Source organism: Taylorella asinigenitalis MCE3, assembly GCF_000226625.1.
Classification (GTDB): domain Bacteria; phylum Pseudomonadota; class Gammaproteobacteria; order Burkholderiales; family Burkholderiaceae_B; genus Taylorella; species Taylorella asinigenitalis.
This window is the reverse complement of record NC_016043.1, coordinates 1,471,225-1,489,366: the sequence shown is the minus strand read 5'-3', so window position 1 is coordinate 1,489,366 and position 18,142 is coordinate 1,471,225. Positions and strand designations below refer to the sequence as shown.

Below are 18,142 nucleotides of genomic sequence, written 5' to 3'. Positions count from 1 at the left end.
TAGTTGGGGTTATTATGTCCTTAAAATTCAATAAAATCTTTTCAAGTCTAGTTGTGGGACTCAGTATGGCCACAGCATCAACTTATGTTTTAGCTGATGATCACAAGCACGATCATAAACATGAACACAAACATGAACACAAACATGACCACAAACATGAACACAAACATGAGCATAAACATGACCATGATAAAGAGCATAAAAAATTTGACCATGTTCATATTGATGAACAAGCCGCACTTGAAAACTACGCAAATATTGCCCTCAAATATTATTCAGATTCCTTAAAAGACGCTAAAACACATCAACAAGCTCTCAAAGAATTCACAGCAAATCCAACTGAAGAAACTCTAAAAGCAGCTAAGGATACATGGCTAAAAGCACGTGAAAGCTATGGACTTACTGAAGCATTGCGTCTATCAAATGGCCCTATCGACGCAGAAGAGGGTTGGGTTGCTGAAACATACGGCAATCTAGAATCTCAAATTAATGCATGGCCTTTAGACGAATTTATGATTGACTACACAATCGATGCGAAAGGCAATCGCACAAGCGGGAATATCATTGATTCGACAGGTAAATTCAAACCAACAGGGGATGATGTAAAAGAAGTTGATATCACTAAAATTACTCCAGAGGTTCTCACTGAACTAAACGAAAATGGAGGAGAAGCTAACGTTGCCACTGGATGGCACGCAATTGAATTCCTTTTATGGGGTCAAGATCAAGACTATAACAGCATCGTAGAAGACAAAATTACTTCTGGTCCATTAACTGCAGGTCAACGTCCGCTTACTGATTACACAGAAGATAAATTTAAAGAGCGACGTAAGGATTATTTAAATGCTACTGCAGAAAAATTAGTTAGTGACCTTCAAACTCTTGTTGATGCTTGGTCTACTGAAAGAGATGGTGCTAAAGGTTTATATCGCCAAGCACTTTTAGGTCAATTAAAAGGTGATGAGGCTTCTAAAAATATTAAAACTGATGAGGCTATAAAACAAATACTTTCAGGTTTAGGTGTATTTATTAAGTCTGAATTAGCAAATGAGAGGATTGCAGTCGCTGTACTTACTCCATCAGAAGAAGATGAGCATTCATGCTTTGCGGATAATACACATCGTGACATTGACCAGAATTTTAGAGGTTGGTTAGATCTTCTAAAAGGTCAAACCAATGGTAAATCTTCTGGAGTGTCGTTCTATGACTCTTTAGGAAAAGAGAATAAAGCTAAGATTGATAAATTAATTGCGGATATTCAAAGACGCATTAGCGTTATGAATGAAGTTGCTGATAAAGAAATGCATTTTGATTATCAAATCTTGCCTCAAAATGAAGTTCATAACAAAAATCTCGTTAGTATGAAAAATCAAATGCGTCGCCTTGGAGATCAAATGATTGTGGTTGCTAAGTCATTGCATATTGATTTAACAGAAGCTGATGTAACTGATGCTGAAGAAACTAAAGTTAACTAAATTATTATTTAGTTTAAGTTGTAACTTACTTGTTTCGCCGTCATTGCTGGCGGCGGAGCAAGCCAAATTTACTGACGAGGAAGAAGACTCGTTTACAGAAGGAAGATCCTTTTTTCATATTCCATGGGTGGCAGCTCCTAGTTCAACTACAGCTAGAGATGGTTTAGGCCCATTATTTAGCTCAAATACATGTGCTTCCTGCCACATTGCCAAAAAACAAAAATCACCATTAATTACAGATTCTTTTGTTCATGGTCTTTATGTCGTTAGATTAGCTCAATTTGAAGATCACTTTAAGCGAAAAACAGAGCAAATTGCATTGCCAGACCCAGTTTATGGGCATCAACTTTCCTCAAAAAGTATTGGGACTGTGCCGCTTGAAGGAAAAGTCAAATTAAGCAAAAAGAGTTTTAATGAGCCAAGCTCAGATGGTACACAAGTTAAATTATCTCAGTGGGAGATTGGTACTCATCAAATGGGCTATGGGCCATTGGATTCGAAAACTGGAATTTCTATCCGCATTACCCCTCCTTTGATTGGATTAAAGTACATAGAAAATTTGCCAGAAGAATATTTCGCTGAAGAATCTAAATTACAAACGGAAGCGGACCCTGAAATGGCGGGTAAAGCTAATAAAGTCTATGACCCAGTGAATAAAACTTTTGCCATAGGTAAATTTGGATGGAAAGCGTCTCAACCATTTATTCTTGTTCAATCGGGAGATGCGGCCCTAAATGATATGGGGCTTACAAATATTGTTATCGAAAACGAATCCTGTACTCAATTTCAAAAGGAGTGCGTAGAGGCTCCTCGCGGACGCAGACTTAAATTTGAGATGCATTTGCCAGACTATGATTTGCCGACTCATAGGTTGGAATCAATAGCATTTTATGTGGCCAACTTGCCATTGCCACCCAAAAAAGAACTCACAAAGGAAGAACTTAAATTAAGTGAGCGGGGCAAAAAGGTGTTTATTGAGTTGCAATGTGTTTTTTGTCATAAGCCTAGCCTCACAACTAAGGATGGAGTGACATTTGAGCCATTTTCAGATTTCTTATTGCATGATATGGGTGAGGGGCTTAGTGATAAAAGGCCAGAATTCGAGGCTTCAGTATCTCAATGGAGAACTGCTCCGCTTTGGAGAAACTATACTAAAGCAGAGTTAGGTCTTGGCTATTTGCATGATGGCAGGGCAGAAACCTTAATTGAGGCTATTGCTTGGCACGGTGGACAGGCTCAGAAAGCAAAAGAAGGTTTTTTGAGTTTGTCTGAAGAGGACCGCGAGGCTTTACTTAAATATTTAAATTCTTTGTAGGTTTAATATGAATTTTAAAACTAAATTAATCTCTGCGATTGTGGGGTCGATGATGATAGTGGGCATTGCCACAGCAGAAAAAAATCCAGACTTTAAGCCTGAATTAGAAAGCATATATGACAACATAATTAAGAAGAACGTGCACATTGCCACTGAGGATTGCAATGCATTAAGAAAACAGATCGATATGCAATCGTCAAACCCTGAAAAGTCGGGCATAAAGGATGCGTTTCTTAAATTTCATAACAGCTGGAGGGCTGTGCAAGTTAACTATATCTTGGGCGATTTAAATGAGGACTATCTAGATCATCCGCAATTTATCGATAATTTTCATTACGGAAAAGAGAATCTATACGATGTAATTCAACATGCACTCGATAGTGGGAGTCCAGCGGAAAAGGCACTGTTTAAAAATTCGACTAAAAGTCTAAATAGTCTGGAGTACGTGATATATAGAGATTTAATCCTAGATAAACGAGATATAGAATTTGCTCAGGTCATGGCCAAAAATATCTGCAAACGTGTAGCTGAAATTAAAGAAGGCTACGAACAAGCAAGAGATGAGTATCTTTCTGAACCTGATAAATCATTGGCGGCTTTAGTAAACGCACTTGCGACTAGTATATTTTCAACTAAAGAGTGGAGGATTGGGGATCCTGCGGGTTTGACTAAAAAATATTCAGGAAAACCAGGATTAGAAAGGTCCGAAACGCCTTATGCATATTTAAACTTTCTCTCACTTAAGTCCATATATAAAGCTCAAAAAGAGATGGTCGACTCAAAGGCAAAACACAAAAATCTCTATCACATATTGCAAAAATTTAAAGCACAAAAAGTGGGAGACGATATTAATAAAACACTGGATAAAGTACTAGCAAAACTTGAACCAATTACCAGTGATGCAATGCTCTTTAAGCCAGAAAATATCAAACCAATTTACGATCTATCAAACGATCTCTACAAGTTTTACTATATCAGTTTGATATCTGCTCTCCCAGTTGTAGCTAAGGTAATGGACGCAGATGGAGACTAATTTTATTTTTGACTCTACGCAAAGGCTCTTCTGGCTATATCTTGCTAGCTCGGCTTTGATTGCCGCAATTTATACTGCAGTTGTGGCTCGTAGGAATGGGTGGAGTCTTAAATTTATTCTTAGCGAGACAAAAAATCATCTCACACATCCAAGTACAATTCTTGACTTAAAGTACTTCTTTGCGATTAGTTTTATTAAGCTGCTTCTGATAGCCCCTTTGCTACTGTCGGCTAAGGAAGTTGCACTTTTTATCTTCGAATTGCTCTTTCCATATATGGGTCCGCCGCCTGAAATTTCATATGCTTCTGTAAGTGTTTTATATGCTGCGGTGCTGTTTGTGATTAGTGATTTCTCTCGTTATTGGGTGCACCGTTTGATGCATGAGAACAAATTTCTGTGGCATTTTCACAAGGTGCATCATAGTGCGGAAATCATGAATCCGCTTACGTTTTATCGCGTGCATCCAGTTGAAAATTTCTTGTTTGGTTTGCGTTATTCTTTGGTGGCTGGAGTCGTTACAGGTGTGTTTTTGGCTATTTTCGGGCCTAAACTTAATATGTGGTCTATCTTAGGTGGCAATGCCTTCGTATTCATCTTCTCTCTTTTAGGCACGCACCTTAGACACTCTCATTTATATCTTTCCTATCCAAAATGGCTAGAGCATTTTTTCGTCTCTCCTGCCATGCATCAAGTTCATCACTACAGCAAATACGCTCTTAAGAACTATGGCAGTTACATTGCTTTGTGGGATTGGATGTTTGGCTCATTTATTTCATCTAAAGATGCGGTCAGACAAAAGCGATTTGGATTTCCATTTCAAAAAACTCACTACAACTATTCTGTAGTAAGTATGTTATTAACTCCGTTTGCGGAGGCATTTGATATCGAGAAAAATCATGCGAAATCAATTAGTAAAAAAATCTAAAGTATTTTTAATGTTGCTTTGTGTGGGTGTGGGCGGGAGCATTGCCACAGCACAAGAGAAGCCTACAGAGGATTTAAAGGCTTTAAAAGAACAAATGGGGCAGGTGCTTTTCAATGACACGGCACTGTCGCGAAATAGAACCATGAATTGTGCATCTTGTCATGAGCCAGGAAGGGCCTATACAGATGGACGAGATAGCCCGATATACAAGATGGTATCTACTGGGGCGGATGGCTCGCACTTTGGCGATAGGAATGCTCCTACGGCTATGTATGGGCGTTATCATTTGCCATTTAGCTATGATGAAAAACGTAAAACATACAAGGGCGGTGTGTTTTGGGATGGGCGTGCGAAGGATATGGCTAAGCAGGCTGGAGATCCACCGTTAAATCAAGTAGAGATGATGATGCCCGATAAGAAAACAATCATCGATCGTCTGAAAGAAAATCCTTTTTATGAAGAGAATTTCAAAAAAATCTATGGTGCTGATATTTGGGACGATATCGAAAAAGCTTATGCGGCCATGGGAGATGCGATTCAAGCTTATGAGCACACAGAGGAATTTCAACCTTTCACTTCTAAATATGATAAATATTTAAGGGGTGAATATGAATTAACAACTCTTGAGGACCTTGGTCGAACTCTGTTTTTCTCCAATAACAATGTAAACTGCAAAACATGCCATGCACTCAGAACAGAGGATAGCCCTGAAGAGCCATTTACTTCTTTTGAATACCACAATATTGGCGTGCCGACAAATCCAGATTTGATTAAATTTTTGAAATTTAAAGATGATTACAAGGATGCAGGCCTTCAGAAAAATCCTTTAGTTAATGGCGACCCTAAACAGGCGGGTAAATTTAAAACGCCAACACTTAGAAATGTTGCCGTAACTGGGCCATATATGCATAACGGTGTATTTAAGGATCTCAGAACTGTCGTTCTTTTTTATGATAAATACAATAATCCAGATAGAAAAATAAATCCTGAAACTGGTAAGGAATGGGGCCCTACGGATTACGAAGAAACAGTTAATCTTGATGACTTAAAAGCACAGGCCTTGACCGATAGGAAGGTAGATGCATTAGTTGCTTTTATGAAGATTTTGACAGACGAAAAATATGAACATTTGCTAGAAGAGCAAGATAAGGCTGCAGATAAAATTCCGACTGATGCAACAACTAAAGTTGATGCTAAGGCCTCAAATGATGAACCAGTTAAAGTCGATGTAAAGGCTTCAAATATCGAACCTCCTAAATAAAAAAGAGCTCGCAAAATGCGAGCCCATCAAACAAGGAGGTAATCTTTAGTATCGGGCGTCTTTTGGTTTTTTGCCGTTAGGCCAGTCATTCACTTTCTTAGCGAAATCTGGTCTCGGCATATGCGTGAAATATTCAGACACGTCCACGGCCTCTTGGTCGCTTAATACATGTCCCTGACCCCACATACCTGTTTTTTGGACAGACATAGGCATGTTATCGCGAACAAAAGCAGCTGCTTTATAGGTTCTCGCCATTCCAGCTCCAATATTAAATGAACCGTCTCCCCAAAGAGGTGGGAACACCATATGACCTTTATCGTCGTTTAGACCTGCTCCATCGGCTCCGTGACAAGTTGCACATTGAGCGGCGTATATTTTCTTACCGTTTTCAATATCAGGCACTAGATTACTATTAATTTTCCCGCCGATATCAACTTGCACAACCGCCTTAGGTGGAATATCTTCAACAAGCCAGTGATAGTAAGCAATCATAGCTTTCATCTCACGAGACTCAGGATCTATAGGCTTACCGTTCATAGACCTTTGGAAACAGCCATTAATCCTAGCTACTATATCAACCTCTTTACCTGCACGAGGCATTACTTTAGGATATCTGTAATAACTATTAAAATAGTGAGCACCTAATTTCTCTTTACCGCTTCCGATATGGCAGCTATTGCAATTCATGTTTGCCCCTACGTTATCTGGCAGCAACCTTTTAGTCTCATTTAATAATCGAGATCCATAGATAATTAGGTCCGCATTTGGGTGGTTCACGGCATCAGCCAAGCGAGGAATTTGATAATCTTCTGAGACAATCTTATCGCCTAATTTAATGGTGATATTATCTTTTCTTGCAGGAGTTTCAGCTACATCTTTTTTACCGCAAGCCATTAATGTTAAAGCAATAGCAACTGAGAAACTTACTTTTGAAATAAATGATAATTTCATATTATTCTCCTACGTAATGAGGTGCTTTGTTCTTAATAAACGCCCTCATTTCAGAAACTTTTTCGGTGGAGGTTTTAGGTGCTACATTCGTCCATGAATTACGAATATAGTTAACTAAAATTGCAATATCCGCATCGCTTAAATAATCGAATTTAGGCATCGCAAAACTCATTACATCATGTTTTGTGTGTGCACTGTGGCTACCCTCAAGCATTAGTTGAATTACAGATTCTGGATTTGTAGCAACCACTGCGGTGTTATTGTTTAGTGCTGGGAAAATGCGTTTCACACCGTCTCCGTCAGCTCTATGACAAGTCATACAAAATTCCATATAAAGTAAGCCGCCTCTTGATAGGTCAGTGCCTGAGAGCAATGCATTTGTAGTCTTATCTGCCTTGGTTTCACGTTTTTCTGCTCTACCTTTTGTAGGTGGCAATGTTTTTAAATACATAGCCATGGCCTTCAAATCTTCATCAGTCATAAATTGCAAGCTATGTTGAACAACATCACTCATCGCACCAAACGCAAAATTGCTATCAGTTCTTCCTGATTTTAAGAATGTGTGAAGGTCATCTGCCGACCACTCACCTAAACCATTACCTTCGCCTCGAAGACTTTTAGCTCTCCAACCATCTACCACAGCACCAGATAGATATTCATCCCCATCTGCTAGAGAATATGCATTTTCTTGATAAGCAAATCCACGTGGAGTATGACAGGCACCACAGTGTCCAGATCCTTCCACTAAATATGCCCCTCGAGCGATAATTTCATCAGCGTTTTGAGGTGGCACAAAATCTCTCTTAGGAGCAAATAATGCTTGCCAATAAGCAACTGGCCATCTCGTAGACATCCAAAATGGTAGAGTAGAGTCTTGGTTCTTTTTAGATTCATGTTTTACGGCCTTCATAAAGTAAGCATATAGTGCTTCAACGTCTTCATCTTTAAGAATTGTGTATGAAGGGTATGGCATTGCAGGGTAAAGTGCTTGCCCATGCTTGCCTACACCATTTTTTACTGCGTTATAAAAATCTTCGTAAGTATAAGAACCTATACCAGTCTCTTTATCAGGAGTGATATTAGTGGAATAAATGGCTCCAACTGGAGTTTGCATAGCAAGTCCCCCTGCAAACTCCTTACTACCAGGTACGGTATGACAGGCATAGCAGTCAGAGGATTTCGCAATATATTCGCCTCTTTTGATTTGCTCTTCGCTAAAATTCGTAATATCTTTTACAGAGTCTTTTCTTAGAGAGGTTAGAAGAAAAGAAGCTGCGTAAAAAAGAATTCCTACTATAACTATTGTGGAAATGAAAACGACAAATTTTCTCATGATTGATCTCTTATAGGAGTGTCCCTTGATTATTATGTGCGTGCTAAAATCATTTGAAAATGTGGTAACCCACAATCTGTTTATCTTGTTGATTTAAATCAATGTTTCCCCTTTTTCGAGCAATCTTCCTCCTCTGTTTATTCTGTTCATCAGCAATAGCAAAAACTTGGAATGTTGGGATTCAAAGTCCTTATGATTCAAAAAAGACATTGGAAAATTGGAAACCATGGGCAGAGTGGCTCTCTAAGCAATTGCCAGAAGAGAAATTTGAAATAAAGACTCTCAAAATAAGAGATTTTCAAAAAAGTATCGAAAGTAAGTCAATAGATTTTCTTATTGCTCAACCTACGCAAATCCTTCTCTCTTCTGGTCTGACTGAAATGACTTGGGTAGCAAGCTTGCAGGAGATATCACAAGCATTGCCAATAGGTGGTGATAATGTAGGGTCAGCCATTTGGGTTCGCATGGATAGTCCAATTATGCGTCTATCAGATTTGAAAAATAAAAAAATATCAGCTGTAGCAGAAAATGTGTTCGGAGGATTTATAGGCGGTTTAGCAGTCTTAGAAAGTCATGGTGTTTTGGAGTCCGACTTGCATTTAACGTTTACGGATTATCCCGTATCTTCAACCATAGAGTCTTTACTGCATAAAGATGTTGATGCCGCTATAGCTCCGCTTTGCTTATACGAACGACTTGTGGATGAAAAGAAGATAGATGCGGATTCTATTCGTCTCTTAGAGCCCAAGCATAGATTCAAAAAAAATTGTTTAGGGAACATTTCATTTAATGCGAATTGGGTCTTGGCTTCATTGCCACATACACCTATTGATATAACAAAAAAGGTGGCTGTTGAAGTGTTAAGTGAAAGTGGTGATCCAATGCTTCCAAAATGGCTTCCGCCTCAGTCAATAACAGGGGTGGAGAGTGTATTAAATAAGCTTGGAAAACATCCACAGCAATTAAGTTTTTGGGAAAATATCGAAAATAATTATAGAAATAATAAGTACTTATGGAGAATCGCTTTCATTGCCACCGTATTTATTGTTTTAAATAATATTTTTGCTGTTTGGCTTGCACGCAAAAGAAGTAGACGCATTAAAGCTATATATCAAGACCTATATGATACGGAGCGACTCGTTCATCATGCAGATAGAGTGAGTATGTTAGGCGAAATGGTGTCTGGAATCGGACATGAGCTTAATCAGCCACTTAGTACTATCTCTTATTATGCTGAGGGTTTGAAGCTGCGGGCCTCAGATGACACCTTGCGAAATGAAGATGCAATTGATGCTTTAGAAGCCATACTTGAAGAGATAAAAGGCTCTAAAAAAATAATTGAAAATGTGCGTCAGTGGGGTCGACGTCCAAACGAAGAAGAGCTTCAAAATGTGAATATAAGCATTTTGCTCGAGGAGATAAGGAAGCTTACTTTTTTAAGTAGGAATATAGAAATTAAAATTAAATGTCAGGAAAATCTTTTTGTTAGATGCGATCCATTGAAACTTAAGCAAATTATTCTAAATGGCATAATTAATAGTTATCAGGCCAAAGCTTCTGAAATTTCAATTAATTGTGACGCAAATGCACTAACTATCCTTGATAATGGCCCTGGATTTAGTGATGAACAACTTGCTTTCCCTTTTGTTCCATTTAGAACTTCACGAGAGGATGGGCTTGGGATTGGGTTAGTGATTTGTGAAAAATTAGCTCAAAGTATGGATATGAAATTAGAGATAGAAAATCAATTAGATCTAGGTGGCAATATTATCGGTGCCATGCTCTTACTCTTGTGGGGAGATTGCGTTGTCTGATATTTTTGTGCATATTGTGGATGATGAGCAATCGGTTTTGCGAGCATGTTCATTTCTTATGGGATCGTATGGTTATAAACATAAAATTTGGTCCGATCCTCGGGAGTTTGTAAATTGCGTAGATCCACACACGAAAGCGGTTTTGGTTACTGATTTACGTATGCCCCATATTAACGGAGAGCATTTAGTAGAACATTTATGTTCCGTTCAGTCCTGTTTAGGAATAATTGTGTTAACTGGCCATGGGGAAGTTAATACTGCTGTAAAACTCTTAAAAAATGGTGTGGTAGATTTTTTGCAAAAACCTGTAGATGCTGAAATTTTGAACGAATGTATTAAGACAGCGTGGCAATGTTCTCTTGACTCATACAGGGATTGGTTAAACCTACAGATTTATCATGATTTAAATGCCAAAGAAAAAAAGATTTATTCGCTAATGGTTGGTGGTTCCTCAAATAAGGATATGGCTAAAGAGGTGAATCTTTCGGTTCGAAGTATAGAGGTATACAGGTCAAATATTATGGAAAAATTTTCTTGTAATCACTTGACTAATCTGGTTCGTATAAACGATCAATTACAAGAAAGATACAAATTATTAAACTTTTAATATTACGATTCTGTCATAAAAGTATATATTTAAGACTTGTCATAATCCATAATTCAATTTTATAACTTATTGATTTTGTTAATAACGAATGTTGTTTTGTTGCAATTAGTTACATTATATTTTTTGACTTTAACTTTTCTTTAACTTTTCATCATTATCATTTCTGCAGGTTTTTCCCAAATCAATTTGGGAGTTAATTTTTTTTCCAAGAGGAAGTAAGACATGCAAAAGAAATGGATGAAATCTGTGCTTGCAACTAGCGTTTTAGCTGGTTTGTGCATGGGTGCAGTAGCTACTGCAAAAATTACTGACATTGTGCCAGTAGATCAAAAAGCGTTTGACATTGTTAAAACACGTATGGAAAACAGTGTTGAAAAAACTGGCATTGCTATTATGCCTATCGATCAAGCTAAATTCTTAAAAGGTCAACGTTTTGACTTTGAAGTTGAAGTGTTAGATGAGACAGCAGAGTCTGTTGAAGTTACTTTAAACGGTAAATCATTCAAAGATATCTTCGGTGGCGATTTAAAACGCATCGAAAATGCTACTAAAGACGGTAAAAAGTATGTTTCTTTCCGTGCAGAAAATGTTTCAATTGCCAGTGTTGGTGATATCGAACTAGTAGTTAAAGCTAAAACTGCTTCTGGCGAAAAAACTCGTAAAGTTATGTGGTCTGTTGTGGGCGACGTTGCAGATAAAAAAGCTAAAAACGTTATTCTTTTTGTTGGTGACGGCATGAGCCTTCAAGCTAAACAAGCTGCTCGCATTCTTTCTAAAGGTATTTACGAAGGTCGTTACAACAACCGTTTAGCAATGGAATCACTTCCTGATGCTGCTATCGTATCAACATCGGGTTATGATTCTATCGTAACTGACTCAGCTAACTCTGCTTCTGCGTACAACACTGGTCACAAATCAGTAGTTAATGCAATGGGTGTATACGAAAACCGCACTCCAGACACTCTTGATGATCCTAAAGTTGAAACTATTTCAGAAATCGTAAAACGTACAAGAGGTATGTCTATTGGTATCGTAACTACTTCTTCTGTAACTGACGCTACTCCAGCTGCTGTGACTGCTCACACTCGTCGTCGTGGTGACCAAGACTATATCGCTCATGACTTTATTGCTGATCATCATCGTCCAGACGTAATACTTGGTGGTGGTATTCGTTATTTCGTTCCTAAAGCGCAAGCTGGTTCTAAACGTAAAGACGAAACTGATGTAATTAAGGAATTCGAAGCTAAAGGTTTCACCTTCGCTGGTAACCGTGCAGAAATGAATGCCGCTTCTAATGACAAACCTTTATTAGGTCTTTTCGCTTCTAACCATATGGATGTTTACATGGATCGTGAACATATCCCTAATAAAGAAGTAACTAAAGGTTTTGATGATCAACCTAACCTAGTTGAAATGACTAAAAAAGCAATCGATATCGTTTCTAAAAACCCTAATGGTTTCTATTTAATGGTTGAGGGTGCTTCTGTAGATAAACAACTTCACACTATGGATTGGCAACGTGCGATTTACGATGCTATCGAATTAGATAAAGCAGTTGAATTTGCTAAAAACTGGTCTAAAGAAAACGGTGATGATACTCTAATCGTAGTTATTGCTGACCATGGTCACGGTATTTCAATCACTGGTACATACACTGAAGCTGACGGCAGAAAAGGTCGTGAAGCTGTACGTACTTATGCAGAATCCAAATTCCCTGGCTTTGTAGATGCTGACGGTGACGGATTCCCTGAAGATCCTAATCCGGAAATTACATTGGCTATTCAATACGCTAACTTCCCAGACCACTACGAAAACTATCGTTTCCAAACTAAACCTACACCTCCAGCTTTAGCTGCTAAGGATGCTGATGGTAAACAATCTATCAAGGCAAATCCAGCTCGTGCTCCTGAAGGTGCTCGTTTAATCGAAGGTAACCTACCTAGCGATAAAGAAACTCAAGAAGTTCACTCTGCAGACGATATTATTGTTATGGCTGGTGGTCCAGGATCTGACTACTTCAGAGGTCACATTGAAAATACAGAAATCTTCTTCGGTATTATGCGTGCTCTAGGTATCGATGCTGTATCTGAAAAAGCACAAGCTTCTAACGGTAAAGCTGCTACTGAAGTTAAAGCTGAAGAAACTAAATCAGAAAAGAAAGCTGAAGAAAAACCAGCTCAATAATAGTTAGTAACTAAACGTTATTATTTATTGTTTAAGACCAAGAGACTTAGGTTTCTTGGTCTTTTATTCTTGTAATATCAGTAAGCTAAAATGTCTGTGATTTAATTGTGTAGAACTTCTATGAAATCCAAATTTTTAAGCTTCCTATTGCTAATTTTTTCTATTTGTTTTTCTTCTGTTAGGGCAGATCCTGTTCCATTGAGTTATAAAGAAATGTACAACGTCACTAGCAGAGGTTTGCAATTTTCTAATAAGCTTAATTCACTTAAGGGTCAGCAGGTTAAAATGCTAGGATTTATGGCTCCTCCACTGACACCTACTATTAATTTTTTCGTACTAGCTGAAGAACCTATGGCTATTTGCCCATTCTGTTCAACTGATGCAGACTGGCCAGATAATATTATTGTTGTAAAGTTGGATAAACCAGTAGTTGCATTGCCATTTGATAGACCAATTACAGTAGAAGGAACCTTAGAGATTGGTAGTGAAGTAGATGTTGAAACAGGATTTGTTTCTCAAGTGCGAATTAGAGCTAAAAAAATAAGGGAATGAAAATTTAACTTAAACTTCATAACTATTTGATATATTAAGGCGTCTTAATTTTTGATATAAAGTATCATGATCTCAATTAGCGACTTAATAAAGGAATACCCTGACGGGCAGGGGGTAATTCGTGCTCTCACATTACCAAAACTCGAGATTGGGGATGCTGAACAGTGGGCTTTAGTTGGTCCTAGCGGTTCAGGAAAATCAACACTTCTTCACATTTTGTCAGGATTAACCAAGCCTACTTCAGGAAAAGTTTCAGTTGATGGTGTTTTGTTAAATGATCAATCCCCTCAATTTCTTGCAGATTGGCGCGGAAAAAATATTGGCTATGTTCTTCAGACTTTAAGTTTATTGCCATCCTTAAATGCATTCGATAATATTTTGAGTGGTGCATATTTTGCTGGACTTGATATTAACGACACTCTAAGACACGAAGTCAAAGAGATGCTAAAAAATATGGGTCTTGGAAATATGGGGCACAAAAAACCTGAGCAATTATCTCAAGGGCAGCAGCAACGCTTAGCCATTGCCAGATCCTTAATTAAGAAACCTAAATTAATTTTGGCTGACGAACCTAGTGCTAGTTTGGATAAAGAAACTTCCAACAACATTATGGATATGCTTATAAATTACGCAAATTCAAACGGTGCGACGCTTCTTATATCTACTCACGATCCAGAGGTTAGGGCTCGCTTTAATAAAGAAATCAGTCTAGCTCACGGGGTGCATGATGCTTAGTAAAATCAGTATTAAAGAGCTTTTGCATAAGCCATTTCAATCTATTCTTCTTATTATTCTGATTGCACTCTCAATTGCAGCTTCAGTGTTTTTCGTTTCTCTAAATCAAGGGATTCATGGTGGGTTGGTGAAGGCAACTGAACCATTTCCACAAGTAGTTGGTGCAAAAGGTGGTATCAATCAACTGCTTTTGAACACAGTGTTTTTGCAAGATCGTCCAATCGGGAATATTCCTCAAAAAATTCTGACAGATTTAAAAGAAAATAAATTAGTAAATATGGCCATACCTCTTGGTTTTGGCGATAACTATAGAGGATTTAGATTAGTTGGTACCTCAACTGAAATATTTGAATACGCACCAAAAAAGGGTGGAGATAAATGGTTTACTCTTAAAGAAGGAAGAATATGGGATAAACCATTTGAAGCAGTGGTAGGAAGTGGAGTCGTTGAGTTAACTGGTATAAAAATAGGTGATACATTTAAAACTATTCATGGGTTTTCTGAGCACTCTTCGCATTCACACGATAATTTATACACGGTAGTGGGTATTATCAACGAAGTTGATGGACCTTACGATCAAGCCATCTTAACGGACATAAGATCTATTTGGGAGGCTCACGCTCACCATCACCACGATCACGACCACGAGGGCCATGATCATGACCATGATCACGAAGGTGAAGCGGCACATGATCACGATGGTGAAGGACATGACCATGAAGGCCATGACCACGAGGGACACGACCATGACCATGACCACGATCACGATGGTGAAGGACATGACCATGAAGGCCATGACCACGAGGGACATGACCATGAGCATGAAGGGCACGAAGGTCATGACCACGAGGGACACGACCATGACCATGACCACGATCACGATGGTGAAGCGGCACATGATCACGAACACGAGGGTCATGACCACGATGATGGAGGCCATGACCATGACCATGATCACGCTGGTGAAGCAGGGCATGAAGGCCACGACCACGATCATGAAGGCGAAATGGCTTTAGACAAGCCAGCAGCTAATAACGCTAATCCTATATACGTTAACGACGGAAACCATGCGGCAACAACTGGTGAAGTAACTGCTATTCTTGTTCAGCCAGCAGGTTATGGTGAGGCGATGAAGCTTGCCCAAGAATTCCAATCTAACCGTGATGCACAATTGATCTTCCCAGCTCAGAATATTATTCAATTGTTCTCTCTTATGGGACAAGGTGAGAAGTTCTGGTATTACGTTGGCGGATTCTTGATAATTACTGCATTAGCACTTGTTCTTTTAACTATGTATCTATCAAGTTTGACACGTATGAGAGAGCGTGCAGTTCTTCAAACACTTGGTGCATCTAGAGGCCAGTTATTAAAACTTGGGCTTATTCAAAACGGCGTGATTATAGTAATCGGTGGCATTTTGGGATATATCATAGGTATGCTTGCATTTGCTATGGTTAGTAATTTAACGAAGGATAGAACAGCTGTGTTTATGCCAGTTGATTTCTATGAATTACCAATTTACATTGCCATCGGAACAGTAATACTTGGGCTAATAGTAAGCATTATTCCTGCTTACATATTAAGTAAAAAAGATACTTTAAAATATCTGTAAATTCTTTAAAATTAATGGGCTGATTTCGATCAGTCCTTTTTTTTACCTAATTTTTGGAGGTGCTATGAAATTTCGTTTTCCAATAGTGATTATAGATGAGGACTTTCGATCTGATAGTGCTTCTGGATTTGGAATTAGGGCATTGGCTGATGCGATTGAGGCTGAGGGTTTTGAGGTATTGCCAGCAACTAGTTATGGAGATTTAACCTCCTTTGTTCAGCAGCAAAGTAGGGCGTCCGCATTTATTCTATCGATAGACGATGAGGAGTTTGAAAGTGATTCTCCTCAAGACGTAGCAGAAGCCATTAGAAATTTGCGTTCGTTTATTAACGAATTGCGATTTAGAAATGAGGATATTCCTATATATTTGCATGGCGAAACCCGCACCTCCGAGCATATCCCGAATGATATTTTGAAAGAGTTGCATGGCTTTATTCATATGTTCGAGGATACTCCAGAATTCGTGGCACGTCATATTGTGCATGAAGCGAAGAGCTATTTGGATACATTGGCACCTCCTTTTTTCCGTGAATTAGTGAATTATGCTCATGATGGCTCGTATTCGTGGCATTGTCCTGGGCATTCTGGTGGTGTTGCATTCCTTAAAAGCCCTGTTGGCCAGATGTTCCATCAATTTTTTGGCGAAAACATGCTTCGTGCGGATGTTTGTAATGCGGTCGAGGAATTAGGACAACTGCTTGACCATACCGGGCCCATTGCCAAATCAGAAATAAATGCAGCTCGTATATTCAATGCAGACCATTGCTATTTTGTAACTAATGGCACTTCCACATCAAATAAAATCGTTTGGCATGGCAATGTTGCCGAGAACGATATCGTTGTTGTGGATCGCAACTGTCATAAGTCTATTCTCCACGCAATTACCATGACGGGAGCGATTCCAGTATTTCTTAAACCTACTCGAAATAATCTTGGCATTATCGGGCCAATACCATTGTCTGAATTTGAACCTGAAAATATTAAAAAGAAAATCGCTGATAATCCATTCATTTCTGAAGAGCTTAAGAAAAAGCCACGTATCCTTACATTAACGCAGGGTACATATGACGGAATTTTATATAACGTTGAAATGATTAAAGAAAAACTTGGAGACACCATGGAAAATCTTCATTTTGATGAGGCGTGGCTTCCACACGCAGCTTTCCATGAGTTCTATGAAAATATGCATGCTATAGGGCGAGGGCGACCTCGTAGTAAGGAGTCCATAATTTATGCGACTCACTCGACGCACAAAATGCTGGCTGGTATTTCTCAAGCATCGCAAATTATTGTTCAGGACTCTGAGTCAAGAAAATTAGATCGCAATATTTTTAATGAAGCTTTCTTGATGCATACATCTACTTCTCCTCAATACGCAATCATTGCCTCATGTGATGTGGCAGCAGCAATGATGGAGCCTCCGGGTGGTACTGCATTAGTTGAAGAGAGTTTGCGTGAGTCTATGGATTTTCGCAGAGCAATGCGCAAGGTAGCTTCTGAATTTGGAAAAGACGATTGGTGGTTTAAGGTATGGGGTCCTCCTAGACTTGTGCAAGAAGATATTGGATGGCAAGGAGATTGGCTTTTAGAGCCAGATGCAGAGTGGCATGGATTCTCTAATATCACTGATGGTTTTACTATGTTGGATCCTATCAAGACTACTATTGTTACTCCAGGTCTTGAAATCGATGGAACATTCGATGAAACAGGGATACCTGCCAGCTTAGTAAGTAAATATTTAACTGAGCATGGCATTGTTGTTGAAAAAACGGGTCTGTATAGTTTCTTTATCATGTTCACAATTGGAATTACAAAGGGTCGATGGAACACATTGCTTACATCGCTTCAGCAATTTAAGGATGATTACGATAAGAATCAGCCTCTTTGGAGAAGTATGCCAGATTTTATTAAGCAGTATCCGAAATACGAGGCTTATGGATTGCGTGATCTTTGCCAAGAACTGCACGAAGCCTATCGCAAACGAGACCTGGCACGAATCACGACAGAGGTGTATTTAAGTGACATGGAATCGGCTATGAAACCTAAGGACGCTCATAACAAAATGACGCGTCGCGAGATAGAAAGAGTAAATATTGATGATTTGGAAGGTCGTGTTACGGCTGTGCTTCTTACTCCATATCCGCCAGGAATTCCGCTTTTAATTCCTGGTGAAAGATTCAACAAAACCATTGTTCAATACTTAAAATTCGTTTGCGAATTTAATGTAGAGTTTCCAGGTTTTGAAACCATGGTGCATGGTTTGGGCTCTGAGGTTTTACCTAATGGGGAAATCCATTATTATGTGGACTGCTTGATGGATTGATTTAATGGCATAATAGTTTTTA

The 18,142-nt window shown here is 38.8% G+C and carries 14 protein-coding genes; 12 read left to right on the top strand and 2 right to left on the bottom strand.

Features of this window, described 5'->3' with window-relative positions:
- The first annotated feature begins 14 nt into the window (after window positions 1–14).
- The 5 genes from TASI_RS07000 to TASI_RS06980 are packed head-to-tail and all read left to right on the top strand — an operon-like array spanning window position 15 to window position 6,009.
- Window positions 15–1,475: an imelysin family protein gene (locus TASI_RS07000; RefSeq protein WP_044978160.1), complete on the top strand. Its 1,461-nt coding sequence runs from the start codon at window positions 15–17 to the stop codon at window positions 1,473–1,475.
- Complete coding sequence (locus tag TASI_RS06995; RefSeq protein WP_044978158.1) at window positions 1,450–2,790, top strand: di-heme oxidoredictase family protein; 1,341 nt, start codon at window positions 1,450–1,452, stop codon at window positions 2,788–2,790. The genes TASI_RS07000 and TASI_RS06995 overlap by 26 nt, the downstream gene beginning before the upstream one ends.
- Before the next feature lie 7 nt (window positions 2,791–2,797).
- Complete coding sequence (locus tag TASI_RS06990; protein ID WP_014112065.1) at window positions 2,798–3,823, top strand: imelysin family protein; 1,026 nt, start codon at window positions 2,798–2,800, stop codon at window positions 3,821–3,823.
- Window positions 3,813–4,748 carry a sterol desaturase family protein gene (locus tag TASI_RS06985; protein WP_014112064.1) on the top strand — a complete coding sequence of 312 codons (936 nt, stop codon included), beginning with the start codon at window positions 3,813–3,815 and terminating at the stop codon, window positions 4,746–4,748. The genes TASI_RS06990 and TASI_RS06985 overlap by 11 nt, the downstream gene beginning before the upstream one ends.
- Entirely contained in the window at window positions 4,720–6,009 is a 1,290-nt protein-coding gene (locus tag TASI_RS06980; protein WP_044978156.1) for a cytochrome-c peroxidase, read from the top strand. The genes TASI_RS06985 and TASI_RS06980 overlap by 29 nt, the downstream gene beginning before the upstream one ends.
- 45 nt (window positions 6,010–6,054) lie before the next feature.
- On the opposite strand, the gene TASI_RS06975 is transcribed toward TASI_RS06980, so the two are convergent.
- Window positions 6,055–6,960, bottom strand: coding sequence for a c-type cytochrome (locus tag TASI_RS06975; protein WP_014112062.1), 906 nt, complete (start codon window positions 6,958–6,960; stop codon window positions 6,055–6,057).
- Between the two features lies 1 nt (window position 6,961).
- Window positions 6,962–8,293, bottom strand: coding sequence for a cytochrome c (locus tag TASI_RS06970; protein WP_014112061.1), 1,332 nt, complete (start codon window positions 8,291–8,293; stop codon window positions 6,962–6,964).
- 209 nt (window positions 8,294–8,502) lie between these two features.
- On the opposite strand from TASI_RS06970, the gene TASI_RS06965 reads away from it, so the two are divergent.
- The 7 genes from TASI_RS06965 to TASI_RS06935 all read left to right on the top strand — a co-directional run bounded on the left by TASI_RS06965 (window position 8,503) and on the right by TASI_RS06935 (window position 18,120).
- A complete protein-coding gene (locus tag TASI_RS06965) occupies window positions 8,503–10,107 on the top strand; it encodes a sensor histidine kinase (RefSeq protein ID WP_014112060.1) in 1,605 nt (534 codons plus the stop codon).
- Window positions 10,100–10,714, top strand: coding sequence for a response regulator transcription factor (locus TASI_RS06960; protein WP_228359741.1), 615 nt, complete (start codon window positions 10,100–10,102; stop codon window positions 10,712–10,714). The genes TASI_RS06965 and TASI_RS06960 overlap by 8 nt, the downstream gene beginning before the upstream one ends.
- Window positions 10,715–10,936: 222 nt before the next feature.
- Entirely contained in the window at window positions 10,937–12,898 is a 1,962-nt protein-coding gene (locus TASI_RS06955; protein WP_014112058.1) for an alkaline phosphatase, read from the top strand.
- A gap of 120 nt (window positions 12,899–13,018) precedes the next feature.
- Complete coding sequence (locus TASI_RS06950) at window positions 13,019–13,450, top strand: hypothetical protein (RefSeq protein ID WP_028884392.1); 432 nt, start codon at window positions 13,019–13,021, stop codon at window positions 13,448–13,450.
- Between the two features lie 66 nt (window positions 13,451–13,516).
- Complete coding sequence (locus TASI_RS06945; RefSeq protein ID WP_014112056.1) at window positions 13,517–14,185, top strand: ABC transporter ATP-binding protein; 669 nt, start codon at window positions 13,517–13,519, stop codon at window positions 14,183–14,185.
- Window positions 14,175–15,797, top strand: a complete 1,623-nt coding sequence (locus TASI_RS06940; protein ID WP_228359740.1) for an FtsX-like permease family protein — start codon at window positions 14,175–14,177, stop codon at window positions 15,795–15,797. Before TASI_RS06945 ends, TASI_RS06940 begins: the two co-directional genes overlap by 11 nt.
- 64 nt (window positions 15,798–15,861) lie before the next feature.
- The gene (locus TASI_RS06935) at window positions 15,862–18,120 is read left to right on the top strand and encodes an arginine/lysine/ornithine decarboxylase (protein ID WP_014112054.1); all 2,259 of its coding nucleotides are present in this window, start codon (window positions 15,862–15,864) and stop codon (window positions 18,118–18,120) included.
- Window positions 18,121–18,142 lie beyond the last annotated feature (22 nt).